Here is a 13,881-nt window from a genome sequence, read left to right on the forward strand (position 1 = left end):
ACTACTTCATTCGCGCCATGTAATACGCATCCACATACTCGCCGTTGCGCAGGGCAAATTTCCTGCCGGTGCCTTCGATTTCAAAGCCAAACTTCTGGTACAGCGCCAGTGCAGCAGGGTTATCGGCAAAAACCGTTAACTCTATACGTTCGATGCGCATCCAGTTGTCGCACAGGTTGATCATCTCGCGCATGAGCGCGCTCCCGACGCCGCGCCCTTGAGCGTGCGCCGCAACGCTGATACCGAACGTTGCCACATGGCTGCGTCGCGGGCTGGCTTCCACCTGAAGCATCAGATCGCCAACGAGCTGTTCATCAATGCAGGCGACCAGCCGTTTTTGTCCGGGTTTTGTAATAAGACGTTCTTGCCAGTACTCAAGGGAAGGATGAGGTAGCTGTAGCGTGTCGTGATACACCCCCGGATGCATGTAGTTCTGGCGTAAAGCTTCGGCATCTTTCGGTTCCGCATGGCGTATCACAATCTCACACATTCCTTGTTCCTTAGTCAGTTAAATGTCCCTTTCAACATCAATGACTTTAAAATTTGAGTCAACCGCTATTTTTTGCAAAAAAAAGTAGACAAGTGCGAATGAGAATGATTATTATTGCTCTGCATTCAGGAAGACCCCTACGGTAACCTGAAAGCACGACATTGCTCACATTGCTTCCAGTATTACTTTAGCCAGCTTTTAGCTGGCTTTTTTTTGTTATGGTTAGACTCAGTAACCTTCCAAAAGGACTGAGCCATGACACTACATTGCGCATTTATTGGATTTGGTAAAAGTACGACCCGCTACCACCTGCCGTATGTTCTCAACCGTAAAGACAGCTGGCACGTCGCGCACGTCTTCCGCCGCCGCGCGAAGCCGGAAGAGCAATCCCCACAGTATTCCCATATCCATTTCACCAGCGATCTCGATGACGTGCTTAACGACCCGCAGGTCAAACTGGTTGTCGTCTGCACCCACGCCGACAGCCATTTTGACTATGCGAAACGCGCGCTGGAAGCGGGCAAAAACGTGCTGGTGGAAAAACCGTTCACCCCGACCATCGCCGAAGCAAAAGAGCTGTTCGCGCTGGCGAAAAGTAAAGGCCTGACCGTTACGCCGTATCAGAACCGTCGCTTTGACAGCTGCTTCCTGACGGCGAAAAAGGCGATTGAATGCGGCAAGTTGGGCGACATTGTGGAAATCGAAAGCCACTTCGATTACTACCGTCCGGTAGCGGAAACCCAACCCGGCCTGCCGCAGGACGGCTCGTTCTATGGTCTGGGCGTGCATACCATGGACCAGATCATCTCCCTGTTTGGCCGACCGGATCATGTCGCATACGACATCCGCAGCCTGCGTAATAAAGCCAACCCGGACGACACCTTTGAAGCGCAGCTGTTCTACGGCGACCTGAAGGCCATCGTCAAAACCAGCCATCTGGTGAAAATCGACTATCCAAAATTTATCGTTCATGGCACCAAAGGATCTTTCATTAAGTACGGCATCGACCAGCAGGAAACCAGCCTGAAGGCCAACATCATGCCGGGTGAACCGGGCTTTGCGGCGGATGATTCCGTGGGCATGCTGGAGTACGTAAACGATGAGGGCGTGACGGTCAGGGAAGAGATGAAACCGGAAATTGGCGACTATGGCCGCGTCTACGATACGCTGTATGAAACTCTCACAACCGGAGCGCCGAATTACGTCAAGGAATCTGACGTTCTGACCAACCTGGAAATCCTCGAGCGGGCCTTCGAGCAGGCTTCTCCTGCCACGGTAACCCTCGCGAAATAAGCAAAAACGGCTCCTCTGCGCTTATTCATAATTTTTGAACAGAGGAGTCAATTTTCACCCTCTATGATCCCAGGCGGTTTGCGTCCACACTTACTCCATCGAAACGAACTGAGGGTGAAAACAATGATCTACTTACGCAAAGCAAACGAACGTGGTCACGCGAATCATGGCTGGCTGGACTCATGGCATTCATTCTCGTTTGCCGACTACTACGACCCGAACTTCATGGGCTTCTCCGCACTGCGCGTGATTAACGACGACGTGATTGATGCGGGCCAGGGCTTCGGTACCCACCCGCACAAGGACATGGAAATTCTGACCTATGTGCTGGAAGGGGCGGTGGAACACCAGGACAGCATGGGCAACAAAGAGCAGGTTCCGGCGGGCGAGTTCCAGATTATGAGCGCGGGTACCGGGGTGCGTCACTCCGAGTACAACCCGAGCAAAACGGAAAAACTGCACCTGTACCAAATCTGGATCATTCCAGAAGAGACCGGCATCACGCCGCGCTACGAGCAGCGCCGCTTCGATGCGAAACAGGGCAAACAGCTGGTGCTGTCCCCGGATGCGCGTGAAGGTTCTCTGAAGGTTCATCAGGATATGGAGCTGTACCGCTGGGCGCTGGCGAAAGACGAACAGTCTGTGCACCAGATTGCCGCCAACCGCCGCGTCTGGATCCAGGTGGTGAAAGGTGAAGTGTCCATCAACGGCACCAAAGCAACCACCGCCGATGGCCTGGCCGTCTGGGATGAGCAGGCGCTCTCCGTGCATGCCGACAGCGAAAGTGAAATTCTGTTGTTTGACCTGCCGCCGGTGTAATAAATCATAAATAAATGCCCATCCTTCCCTTTGACAGGGGAAGGATGGGCTTTGTCCGTGATAAACTGAGCAAATCTATCACTTCAAGATTTCTCAGGACGATGAAAAAGAAACGCCCCGTACTTCAGGATGTCGCCGATCGCGTCGGTGTGACCAAAATGACGGTCAGCCGTTTTTTACGTAACCCGGAACAGGTTTCCGTGGCGTTGCGTGGCAAGATTGCCGCGGCCCTTGATGAACTGGGTTATATCCCCAACCGCGCGCCCGATATTCTCTCCAATGCGACCAGCCGTGCGGTGGGCGTCCTGCTTCCTTCCCTGACCAACCAGGTTTTCGCCGAAGTTTTGCGCGGCATTGAAAGCGTCACCGATGCTTTTGGCTATCAGACCATGCTCGCCCACTACGGGTACAAGCCGGAGCTGGAAGAGGAACGTCTTGAATCGATGCTTTCCTGGAACATCGACGGCCTGATTTTAACGGAACGTACCCACACTGCCCGCACGCTCAAAATGATCGAAGTGGCCGGTATCCCGGTGGTGGAGCTGATGGACAGCCAGTCGCCGTGCCTCGACATCGCCGTTGGGTTCGATAACTTCGAAGCGGCGCGCCAGATGACGGCGGCGATCATCGCCCGTGGGCATCGTCATATCGCCTATCTGGGTGCGCGTCTTGATGAACGTACTATCATCAAACAGAAGGGATACGAGCAGGCGATGCTCGACGCGAACTTAACCCCCTACAGCGTGATGGTGGAGCAGTCCTCTTCCTATACGTCGGGTATTGAGCTGATGCGTCAGGCACGACGCGAGTATCCGCAACTGGACGGTATTTTCTGCACCAACGATGACCTTGCGGTCGGGGCGGCGTTTGAGTGTCAGCGTCTGGGGCTCAAGATCCCGGATGATATGGCAATTGCCGGTTTCCACGGCCACGACATCGGCCAGGTGATGGAGCCGCGTCTGGCAAGCGTCCTGACCCCGCGTGAACGTATGGGACGCATTGGCGCAGAACGCCTGCTGGCGCGCATTCGTGGCGAGACGGTTACCCCAAAAATGTTAGATTTAGGTTTCACCTTGTCACCGGGTGGATCTATTTGAACTGACAAATTTGAAGTAGCTCACACTTATTCACTTCGCGCACGTTTGGATATTGCTTCTCTTTTGCCCCGGCAGGACAATGTTACCGATAACTGTTACCCGTAACAATTGACTGAGGGACACCCTTTGAGCACGACTAATCACGATCACCACGTCTACGTCCTGATGGGCGTTTCCGGTAGCGGGAAATCAGCCGTAGCCAGCGAAGTGGCGCATCAACTCCAGGCTGCGTTCCTTGATGGCGACTTCCTCCATCCGCGCAGCAACATCATGAAAATGGCCTCCGGCGAGCCGCTGAACGACGATGACCGCAAACCGTGGTTGCAGGCGCTGAATGACGCCGCGTTCGCGATGCAGCGTACCAACAAAGTCTCCCTGATCGTCTGCTCTGCGCTGAAAAAAACCTACCGCGACCTGCTGCGCGACGGTAACCCGAACCTCTCTTTCATCTACCTGAAAGGGGATTTCGAGGTGATTGAAAGCCGCCTGAAGGCGCGTAAAGGTCACTTCTTCAAAACCCAGATGCTGGTGACGCAGTTCGAAGCGCTGCAGGTGCCGGGTGAAGACGAGAAAGACGTTTTAGTGGTTGATATCGATCAGTCACTGGAAGGTGTTGTTGCCAGCACCATCGAGGTCATTAATAAAAGGCAGTAAGTTTTGAGTACATTAACGCTAGTTTTGACAGCAGTGGGTTCCGTATTGCTGTTGCTGTTTTTAGTGATGAAGGCGCGTATGCACGCCTTTGTTGCTTTGATGGTGGTTTCTATAGGTGCAGGTCTCTTTTCCGGTATGCCGCTCGACAAGATCGCCGCGACTATGGAAAAAGGGATGGGAGGCACGCTGGGTTTCCTGGCGATTGTGGTCGCCCTTGGCGCGATGTTTGGCAAGATTTTGCACGAGACGGGCGCGGTCGACCAGATTGCCGTCAAGATGCTGAAATCCTTCGGCCACAGCCGCGCGCACTACGCGATTGGTCTGGCGGGCCTGATTTGCGCGCTGCCGCTGTTCTTCGAAGTGGCCGTTGTGCTGCTGATAAGCGTCGCGTTCTCCATGGCGCGCCACACCGGTACTAACCTCGTGAAGCTGGTCATTCCGCTTTTTGCGGGCGTGGCGGCGGCCGCAGCGTTTCTGCTGCCGGGGCCTGCGCCGATGCTGCTGGCGTCCCAGATGCACGCCGACTTTGGCTGGATGATCCTGATTGGCCTGTGCGCGGCAATCCCGGGGATGATTATTGCTGGTCCGCTGTGGGGCAACTTCATCAGCCGTTACGTTGAGCTGCACATTCCGGATGACGTCACCGAGCCGCATCTGGGCGAGGGCAAAATGCCGTCCTTCGGCTTCAGCCTGTCGCTGATCCTGCTCCCTCTGGTTCTCGTGGGTCTGAAAACCATCGCCGCACGCTTTGTGCCGGTGGGTTCCAGCGCCTACGAATGGTTTGAGTTCATCGGTCACCCGTTCACGGCGATCCTGGTGGCCTGTCTGGTGGCGATTTACGGCCTGGCGATGCGCCAGGGGATGCCGAAAGACCGGGTGATGGAGATCTGCGGTGCCGCGCTGCAGCCTGCGGGTATTATCCTGCTGGTGATCGGCGCCGGCGGCGTGTTCAAGCAGGTGCTGGTGGATTCTGGCGTGGGTCCGGCTCTCGGCGAAGCTCTGACCGGGATGGGCCTGCCGATTGCGGTAACCTGCTTTGTACTGGCCGCGGCGGTGCGTATCATTCAGGGTTCCGCAACCGTGGCGTGTTTAACCGCCGTGGGTCTGGTGATGCCGGTGATTGAACAGCTGAACTACTCTGGTGCGCAGATGGCGGCGCTGTCTATCTGTATCGCGGGCGGTTCGATTGTGGTCTCTCACGTTAACGACGCGGGCTTCTGGCTGTTCGGGAAATTTACCGGCGCTACCGAAGCGCAAACCCTTAAAACCTGGACGCTGATGGAAACCATCCTCGGCACGACGGGTGCGATTGTCGGGATGATAGCCTTTACGTTGCTGAGCTGAATGCGGTGATTTAACAAGGCTCAAAAATAAGGCCCGGTAGCGTTAACGCTTACCGGGCCTTTATATTATGCAGGATGCCAGGCCGGGTCAGGTGAAACCACCACCCGGCTTTTTCACATCACTCGTCCTGCGTCGCGCTCTCAATCGTTAAACGAACATCCGAGGTGATCAGTTCTGCCAGCATCTGGTACACCTTCAGCGTCTCTTCCGGCTCGGCATCGCCCGTATCGCTGATGTAGCCTTCGTCGCGCAGCGTCAGAACCAGAGTGCTGAAGACCGCTTTGTCGAAGAATTCAGGAGCGTTAATGCCGTGCAGAACGGACAGGCGCTGTGCCAGCGTCCGGCTCTCTTTCTCCAGCGTACCGCGGTTGATAGACGGATTCGCACTCAGCAGCCAGAACGTAATGGCGTAGCGCTGCAGCGTTTCGCGCGCACCGGCCGCCAGCAGTTGCAGGGTACGGGAGCGTGACGGATTGATGTGCAGCTCGTCATTCGTGACGGTGATCAGCCCTTGACGACGTAGTTCTTCCGTCAGTTTGTCCAGTTCGCCCGCCAGCTCATCCTTGCTCCAGCGCAGGAACAGCTCCGCTTTCAGCATCGGATAGAGCGTCTCAACGTGACGCAATAGCTCCTGACGCGAAATACGGCGATGCTGGGTGATGATAGCCGCCATGAGCGACGGCAGCATCAGCATATGGGTGATGTTGTTGCGGTAGTAGGTCATCAGCACTGCCTGCTCGCGCGGCAGAATGATGATGTCGCCGATCGTGTCCTTTTCGACTTCAAACTTATTCATCTGCAGCGCGTGATCGATAAGCTCACTGGCGGTAGCAGAAGGCACGGTTGAATCAACGGAATACGGCACGTTGCGCATCATGTCCAGATAGCAATCCAGCTGCTCCGTGAGCTGCTCGCGGGTCAGCGAGCGCTGACGCGAAGCCAGAAGCGCCGTACAGCACAGGTTCATGGCGTTAGCCGCACCGGCGTTGTTAATGCGCACCATCAGCTCGGACGCGATGCCGTTGACGGTTGGCGTCAGCCAGGCCGGACGAATCGCTTCGATAGGATCGATGGACTCGCGCCACTCGGGAACGTGATGGTTCAGATACGTCATCAGCGGCATCGGTTCGCCGAAGTTCACGTAGCCCTGACCGAGATTGCGTAGCTTGCTCAAGCCGCGCAGCATCTGTGGCAGGCTCTCTTTCTCTTTGGTCGCACCGCGCAGTTCTTTGGCGTACGTGCCCACTTCCATCACGTGCTCATAGCCAATGTAGATTGGCACCAGCGTGATTGGACGGGTTCCTCCGCGCAGCATCGCCTGAATGGTCATCGACAGCGTGCCGGTCTTCGGATCGAGCAGACGTCCGGTACGGGAACGACCGCCCTCCACGAAGTACTCAACGGAATAGCCGCGGCTGAACAGCTCGCCCAGATATTCGCGGAACACGGTGGAGTAGAGCTTGTTGCCCTTGAAGGTGCGACGGATAAAGAACGCGCCCAGGCGGCGGAAAATCGGACCTGCTGGCCAGAAATTCAGGTTGATACCGGCAGCAATATGCGGCGGTACCAGCCCCTGGTGATAGAGCACGTAGGAAAGAAGCAGGTAGTCCATGTGGCTGCGGTGGCAGGGAACATAGACAATCTCATGGCCATCGTGCGCCAGCTGACGCACACGTTCGGCATTATGAACATTGATGCCCTGATACAGGCGGTTCCAGGTAAAGCCGAGAATACGATCGGACAGGCGAATCATCTCGTAAGAGAAGTTCGCTGCAATCTCTTCCATCAGCGCAATGGCGTTCTGCTGGGCTTTCTCATGCGATATTTTCTTGCTGCGCGCTTCGTCTTCAACGGCGCGAGCAATCGCTTTGGAGGCCAACAGCTTGTTGAACAGATCCTGACGCGCCGGGAGACGCGGCCCTACGGCAGCCAGGCGCTGGCGGGCGAAGTGCATACGCGCCACGCGCGCCAGTTTTTGCGCGATGATCTTGTCGGTACCGTGCTCGTCCGCCATTCGACGCAGCGAAACGGAAGGGGAGAAACGCACAAAGCTGTCGCGTCCCAGCCAGGAGACCGCGAAGAACTTCTGGATGCCGTTAAGCATGCGCAGCGGCGGGTTCTCTTCACCTTTTTCACGGCCTGGACGACGACCAAACATCACCGACACCGGCACCATCTGCACATCCAGATCGGGGTTGCTGCGATGCAGGTCGAGATAGTCGTGGAACAGCTTGATGGACTCTTCTTTTGGCGTGTAGTAGGTAAACACGCGCGGTCCACCGTGAATGAACACGTAGCGCGGCAGTAAAGTGCCGTCAACTTCAAGCGGTTCAAGCGGGTCAGGTAAGTCATGCGCCAGACACTGGGCGCGAAGCGTCAGTAAGTCTGCCTTCGAGTTATAAGGCAAAACGTACATAATAGGACGCGAGGTATCGAGCCCCAATTCCAGCGCGGGTTCTGCTGGGATAGACTTGCTTTTTACCAGGATGTTTAATGGTAAATTAAGTAATTTGTAGTAAATTCGTGGCCAGCCGGACATAAACGATGTAAAGCCTCTGGTTAATAATGCAATTGCGGCGCAAGGATAACAGAAAGCGCGCAAAATTTCTGTTGTTACCCGTCATACTTCAGGCTGTAGCGAAACGCGCTACAGTTCCTGTTACTGACGCTTTTTTTCATAAAAGGTTCTTTTAATGGCCAATAATACCACTGGGTTAACGCGTATCATCAAAGCCGCCGGCTATTCATGGAAAGGTTTCCGTGCCGCGTGGATCAACGAAGCTGCCTTTCGCCAGGAGGGCGTCGCCGCAATCATCGCGGTGATCATCGCCTGTTTCCTTGATGTTGATGCTATTACCCGCGTACTTCTTATCGGTTCCGTACTTCTGGTGATGATAGTGGAAATTCTTAATAGCGCTATTGAGGCCGTTGTTGATCGCATTGGTTCAGATTTCCACGAGCTTTCTGGCCGCGCAAAAGACATGGGCTCTGCTGCCGTGCTGCTGGCGATTATCACTGCCGTTATCACCTGGGTCACGCTGCTTTGGTCACATTTCCGATGAGCCTCGAGGAATAATTAAGTCCCTGGTTTTTTGTGCAGTTTTTGGTTCCAAAATCGCCTTTGACTGTATATACTCACAGCATAACTGTATATACACCCAGGGGGCGGAATGAAAGCGTTAACGACCAGGCAGCAAGAGGTGTTTGATCTCATCCGGGATCATATCGGCCAGACGGGTATGCCACCCACGCGTGCGGAAATCGCGCAGCGTCTGGGCTTCCGTTCTCCGAATGCTGCTGAAGAACACCTGAAAGCGCTGGCGCGTAAAGGCGTGATTGAGATTGTTTCAGGCGCGTCACGCGGTATCCGCCTGCTGGTGGAAGAAGAGACGGGCATTCCGCTGATAGGCCGTGTTGCTGCCGGTGAGCCTTTACTGGCACAGCAGCATATTGAAGGCCACTACCAGGTCGATCCTGGCATGTTCAAACCGAGCGCTGATTTCCTGCTGCGCGTAAGCGGTATGTCGATGAAAGACATTGGTATTCTTGACGGCGATCTGCTTGCGGTGCACAAAACGCAGGATGTGCGTAACGGCCAGGTGGTTGTCGCGCGCATTGATGATGAAGTTACCGTCAAGCGTCTGAAAAAACAGGGTAACACCGTTCAGCTACTGCCTGAAAACAACGAGTTCTCCCCGATTGTGGTCGATCTCCGCGAACACAACTTCTCTATCGAAGGACTGGCGGTTGGGGTCATTCGCAACGGCGAATGGCTGTAACCTCTTCCTGACAGGCTATGGCGCCGCTGTAGCCTGCTTCATTCTCGACTCCCGGTATTTTTCATGTCACTGCTGACGGCATCCGATAAGGCATTGTGGCGTCTTGCTCTGCCGATGATTTTCTCCAATATTACCGTTCCCTTGCTGGGTCTGGTCGATACTGCCGTTATTGGCCACCTTGATTCGCCTGTTTATCTTGGCGGCGTGGCGATTGGCGCGACGGCAACCAGCTTCCTGTTTATGCTGCTGCTCTTTTTGCGCATGAGCACCACCGGGCTCACGGCCCAGGCTTATGGTGCAAAAGATCCGCTGCGTCTGGCGCGCGCGCTGGTCCAGCCGCTGATCCTTGCGCTTGGGGCGGGGGCGTTAATCGTTTTATTACGTGCGCCTCTTATCGACCTTGCGCTCCATGTTGTCGGCGGCAGCGAGGCGGTACTGGCTCAGGCGCGACGTTTCCTTGAAATCCGCTGGCTCAGCGCGCCCGCCTCGCTGGCAAATCTGGTTCTGCTGGGGTGGTTATTGGGCGTGCAGTACGCCCGTGCGCCCGTGATTTTGCTGGTGGTAGGCAACCTTCTCAACATTGTGCTGGATGTCTGGCTAGTAATGGGCCTGCATATGAACGTGCGGGGCGCGGCGCTGGCGACGGCGATTGCCGAGTACGGAACCTTTATTATCGGCCTGTGGATGGTCTGGCGCGTGCTGGCTATGCGCGGCATCTCTCTGGCGCTGCTCAAAACCGCATGGCACGGCAATATCCGTAGGCTGCTGGCGCTCAATCGTGACATCATGCTGCGCTCGCTGCTGCTTCAGCTCTGCTTCGGCGCGCTGACGGTTTTCGGGGCGCGACTGGGGCCAGAAATCGTTGCGGTCAACGCGGTATTGATGACGCTACTGACCTTTACCGCCTACGCGCTGGACGGATTTGCCTATGCGGTAGAAGCGCATTCCGGGCAGGCGTACGGCGCGCGCGAAAGCGGGCAGCTGCGGGACGTCTGGCGGGCAGCCTGCCGCCAGTCTGGGCTGGTGGCGCTGGCGTTCGGCCTGGTTTATGCCTGCTTTGGCGAGCAAATCGTCGCGTTGCTTACGTCTCTTCCTGCGCTGCGCGAGCTGGCGAGTCACTATCTCATCTGGCAAGTCATCTTACCGGTGGTCGGCGTCTGGTGTTATCTGCTGGACGGCATGTTTATTGGTGCGACGCGCGGAGCGGAAATGCGTAACAGCATGGCGGTCGCTGCGGCCGGGTTTGGCCTGACGCTGCTGACGCTTCCCTGGCTGGGTAATCACGGTTTGTGGCTGGCCCTGGCCGTTTTCCTCTCGCTGAGAGGGATATCGCTGGCTTTTATCTGGCACCGCCACTGGCAAAACGATACCTGGTTCCCTTCACGTCACGATATATCGTGACGGTTAAAGATTCCGAATATGAAATCACCTGCCGAATCCTTAACTACAATAATTATCACGTCCAGCAGAAAAGAACGTAACGGACGTTACGACCCGACGCTTAACTAAGAGGACACGATGATGAATAAAGACGAAATCGGCGGCAACTGGAAGCAGTTCAAAGGTAAAGCGAAAGAACAGTGGGGTAAGCTGACTGATGACGATATGACCGTCATTGAAGGTAAACGCGATCAGCTTGTCGGTAAAATTCAGGAACGTTACGGCTACGCGAAAGACCAGGCGGAAAAAGAAGTAGGCGACTGGGAAAAACGCAACGACTACCGCTGGTAACCGGGCTATACCCGCAAGTACAAGGAAGTACACCCTGAGGGCGGCCATGAGCCGCCTTTTCTTTTGCCGTTAACGCGGTTTTTTCTTCACAAGAATAGAGTGGTCGTGCTGACACGCGTCCTGATGACGACAGGCTTCCACTTCCACGCAGGCAGAGCACAGCCCGTGCGCTTCAATCACGTTATGACGCAGGGCAAAACCCATTTTCGCTGCCAGCGTATGCATAATATCTTCCACGCCTTCCGCAGCCTCTTCTTTCACCACGCCGCATCGGTCACAGATAAACATCGCCGATGTGTGGGTGGGCTGATCGAACAGATGGCACAACACATAGCTGTTTGTGGACTCAACTTTGTGCACGAATCCTTGTTCCAGCAGGAAATCCAGGGCGCGATACACGGTCGGTGGTTTCGCCTGCGGCTCGCTTTCGCGGAGCAGGTCGAGCAGATCGTAGGCGCTGATAGCACCCTGCTGCAGGCTCATCAGACGTAAGACTTCAAGGCGCTGCGGAGTCAGGCGCACATTGCGTTGGGCGCACAGCTTTTCGGCCTGCGCTAACAGCTCTTTTGTGGACTTATCCATTTAGCACCCCGGATGTTATAGGACGGAAAACCCTCACTTTATCATGTTCTGGTAAAAACGCCGAGATCCGCCAGTCTGTGCTATACCTGACCCATTGCAAAACGGGAAACAAACAATGAAAAAACCTGACTGTATTCGGCACTGGCGCGACGTTGAAGGGGCGGATGATTCGACCTACCCAGACAGCGACGAGCTGTTTTCTATCGGCGCTCCGCTGGCTCGCAAGCTTGGGCTCGGGCGCATTGGTATCCATCATGAGCGTTTACCGCCCGGGCGCAGGACGTCCTATCCGCATGCGGAAAGCGATGAAGAAGAGTTCGTTTATGTGCTCGAAGGTCATCCAGAAGCGTGGATTAACGGCTATTTATGGAAACTTGAACCGGGCGACAGCGTGGGGTTTCCTGCCGGAACCGGTATTTGCCATACCTTTATCAACAACACGGACGAAGAGGTGCGGTTACTGGTCGTTGGCGAGGCCAACAAGAAGCACAACCGCATCTACTATCCGCTCAACCCCGTTTATGCCGCTACCCGTGAGGATCGCTGGGTAGACCACCCGCCCCAGTTTTTTGGACCGCATGATGGAAAACCTGGGAAAAAATAATTTCCTCTTCTATAAATATTGAGGGCCGTCACAAAATACAACAGGCCGTAAGAAAGTTTTACTTAGGGATAGAAATAGCGGGTCTTTTACTACTTATTCACAGCAATAGTTCGTTCCTGTTTGGGTGATAACAGACAGGGGTTATTTCATAACAGACTATAACGGGCATACTGTGAAAAAAAATTTTAAATTTTCGATGGTTAGCATCGCTGTTTCCTTGTTTATGGCAAATCAGGCGGGAGCAGCCAATACCTGGACAGAAGCACGCAGTGACGCGATGGGTGGTACCGGCGTTGCGGCTGGGAGCTATGGTAGCGGGGCGTTAATCAACCCCGCGTTGCTGGCAAAGGCAAAACCGGACGATGATGTGACGGTCATTTTGCCGTCCGTTGGCGTACAGGTGACGGATGAGGACAATCTTCAGGACGAGATAGATACCATCAACGACAAAATCAATCACTATAAGGATGTGGTTGACGACCTCACGCCAGGAGACATTATCACCAATCCGTTAGGTTCCATTAATCAGTTCCAGGGCGCGGCCAAAGATCTGGCCGATGAGCTGGACTATCTCAAGGGTAAAACCGCACGCGCGACGGCAGGCGCAGGGCTTGCCGTGAGTATCCCTAACGATGTGCTTTCCGTGGCCTTTATGGCGAAAGGCTATGCCCATGGCCGGGTGAGCTCGTCTATCGATCAGCAAGATATTGATTATCTGCGCGGTATTCAACAAAGCAAAGTGGTGGCTGCCGGTGTTGCCCTGGACGCCGCGCTGAACGGCACGGATCAGATCACTAAAAATCTCAACTCAACGGCGTCTGGCCGGGCAGCGATTGTGTCCGACTATGGTGTTGCCGTAGCCCGTCAGTTTGACCTCGGCGGCGTCCCGGTTTCCGTAGGCGTAACGCCAAAGCTGCAAAAAACCTGGGTCTATAACTACACCACGTCAATCTACGATTACGACAGTAACAAGTGGAACGACAGCCGCTACCGCACGGACGACACGGGCTTTAACGTCGATGCCGGTATTGCGGCTGATTTCGGCGAACACTGGACGGTCGGCGTGAGCGGTCAAAACCTGATGTCGCGCGATATCGACACCAAAGATATCCGTATCCGCAACGGCCGTACGGGAGAAGTGGTGAGCTATAAAGACACCTATCAGATCCGTCCGCTGGTGACCGCCGGTGCCGCCTGGCACAACGACCTGGTGACGCTGACCGCCGATGGCGATCTGACGGAAACCAAAGGCTTCAAGAGCGAAGATACGTCGCAGTACGTGGGGGTCGGTGCCGAGGTTACGCCGCTCAGCTGGCTAGCGGTGCGTGCGGGTTATCGCGCGGACGTGAAGGGTAACGACAGCAATGTCTTTACCGGAGGTGTCGGTTTCGCGCCGTTCAGTACCGTTCATGTTGACCTGATGGGCCTGTACGGCGAGGACGAAACCTGGGGCGCCGGGGCTCAGCTGAGCATGACGTTCTAAAGTCC

The 13,881-nt window shown here is 55.2% G+C and carries 14 protein-coding genes; 11 read left to right on the forward strand and 3 right to left on the reverse strand.

Annotated features, from left to right (window positions below; translation table 11 throughout):
- Nucleotide 1: 1 nt before the first annotated feature.
- A complete protein-coding gene (gene yhhY / locus UTM25_RS20815) occupies nt 2-490 on the reverse strand; it encodes an N-acetyltransferase (RefSeq protein WP_194401643.1) in 489 nt (162 codons plus the stop codon).
- A 255-nt stretch (nt 491-745) separates the two neighbouring features.
- On the opposite strand from yhhY, the gene UTM25_RS20820 reads away from it, so the two are divergent.
- From UTM25_RS20820 to gntU, 5 genes are all read left to right on the forward strand, one after another.
- Nucleotides 746-1,783: an oxidoreductase gene (locus UTM25_RS20820; protein WP_194401642.1), complete on the forward strand. Its 1,038-nt coding sequence runs from the start codon at nt 746-748 to the stop codon at nt 1,781-1,783.
- 123 nt (nt 1,784-1,906) lie between these two features.
- A complete protein-coding gene (locus tag UTM25_RS20825; protein WP_003861565.1) occupies nt 1,907-2,602 on the forward strand; it encodes a pirin family protein in 696 nt (231 codons plus the stop codon).
- A gap of 101 nt (nt 2,603-2,703) precedes the next feature.
- A complete protein-coding gene (gene gntR / locus UTM25_RS20830) occupies nt 2,704-3,699 on the forward strand; it encodes a gluconate operon transcriptional repressor GntR (RefSeq protein WP_021242747.1) in 996 nt (331 codons plus the stop codon).
- Nucleotides 3,700-3,825: 126 nt separating this feature from the next.
- Complete coding sequence (gntK, locus tag UTM25_RS20835; RefSeq protein WP_194401641.1) at nt 3,826-4,353, forward strand: gluconokinase; 528 nt, start codon at nt 3,826-3,828, stop codon at nt 4,351-4,353.
- 3 nt (nt 4,354-4,356) lie between these two features.
- On the forward strand, nt 4,357-5,697 hold the full coding sequence (gntU, locus tag UTM25_RS20840) for a gluconate transporter (protein WP_023310036.1): 1,341 nt from the start codon (nt 4,357-4,359) through the stop codon (nt 5,695-5,697).
- 118 nt (nt 5,698-5,815) lie between these two features.
- On the opposite strand, the gene plsB is transcribed toward gntU, so the two are convergent.
- Nucleotides 5,816-8,236 (reverse strand): glycerol-3-phosphate 1-O-acyltransferase PlsB, encoded by a 2,421-nt coding sequence (plsB, locus tag UTM25_RS20845; protein ID WP_194401640.1) that lies wholly within the window; start codon nt 8,234-8,236, stop codon nt 5,816-5,818.
- A gap of 154 nt (nt 8,237-8,390) precedes the next feature.
- Here plsB and UTM25_RS20850 point away from each other — a divergent pair, with 154 nt between their 5' ends.
- From UTM25_RS20850 to UTM25_RS20865, 4 genes are all read left to right on the forward strand, one after another.
- Nucleotides 8,391-8,759 (forward strand): diacylglycerol kinase, encoded by a 369-nt coding sequence (locus UTM25_RS20850; RefSeq protein ID WP_023334158.1) that lies wholly within the window; start codon nt 8,391-8,393, stop codon nt 8,757-8,759.
- Nucleotides 8,760-8,867: 108 nt separating this feature from the next.
- A complete protein-coding gene (lexA, locus tag UTM25_RS20855; protein WP_023310039.1) occupies nt 8,868-9,476 on the forward strand; it encodes a transcriptional repressor LexA in 609 nt (202 codons plus the stop codon).
- Nucleotides 9,477-9,539: 63 nt separating this feature from the next.
- Complete coding sequence (gene dinF, locus UTM25_RS20860) at nt 9,540-10,877, forward strand: MATE family efflux transporter DinF (protein WP_194401639.1); 1,338 nt, start codon at nt 9,540-9,542, stop codon at nt 10,875-10,877.
- A 120-nt stretch (nt 10,878-10,997) separates the two neighbouring features.
- On the forward strand, nt 10,998-11,207 hold the full coding sequence (locus tag UTM25_RS20865; protein WP_014830284.1) for a CsbD family protein: 210 nt from the start codon (nt 10,998-11,000) through the stop codon (nt 11,205-11,207).
- 69 nt (nt 11,208-11,276) lie between these two features.
- Here UTM25_RS20865 and zur read toward each other — a convergent pair whose 3' ends face one another.
- On the reverse strand, nt 11,277-11,789 hold the full coding sequence (gene zur / locus UTM25_RS20870; protein WP_008503369.1) for a zinc uptake transcriptional repressor Zur: 513 nt from the start codon (nt 11,787-11,789) through the stop codon (nt 11,277-11,279).
- Between the two features lie 115 nt (nt 11,790-11,904).
- On the opposite strand from zur, the gene UTM25_RS20875 reads away from it, so the two are divergent.
- Both UTM25_RS20875 and UTM25_RS20880 read left to right on the forward strand, forming a co-directional pair.
- Complete coding sequence (locus UTM25_RS20875) at nt 11,905-12,393, forward strand: cupin domain-containing protein (protein WP_063440737.1); 489 nt, start codon at nt 11,905-11,907, stop codon at nt 12,391-12,393.
- Nucleotides 12,394-12,565: 172 nt separating this feature from the next.
- Complete coding sequence (locus tag UTM25_RS20880) at nt 12,566-13,876, forward strand: conjugal transfer protein TraF (RefSeq protein ID WP_194401638.1); 1,311 nt, start codon at nt 12,566-12,568, stop codon at nt 13,874-13,876.
- Nucleotides 13,877-13,881 lie beyond the last annotated feature (5 nt).

This window comes from Enterobacter sp. 61D5, assembly GCF_034107965.1.
In the GTDB taxonomy this organism is placed as follows: Bacteria; Pseudomonadota; Gammaproteobacteria; order Enterobacterales; family Enterobacteriaceae; genus Enterobacter; species Enterobacter cloacae_M.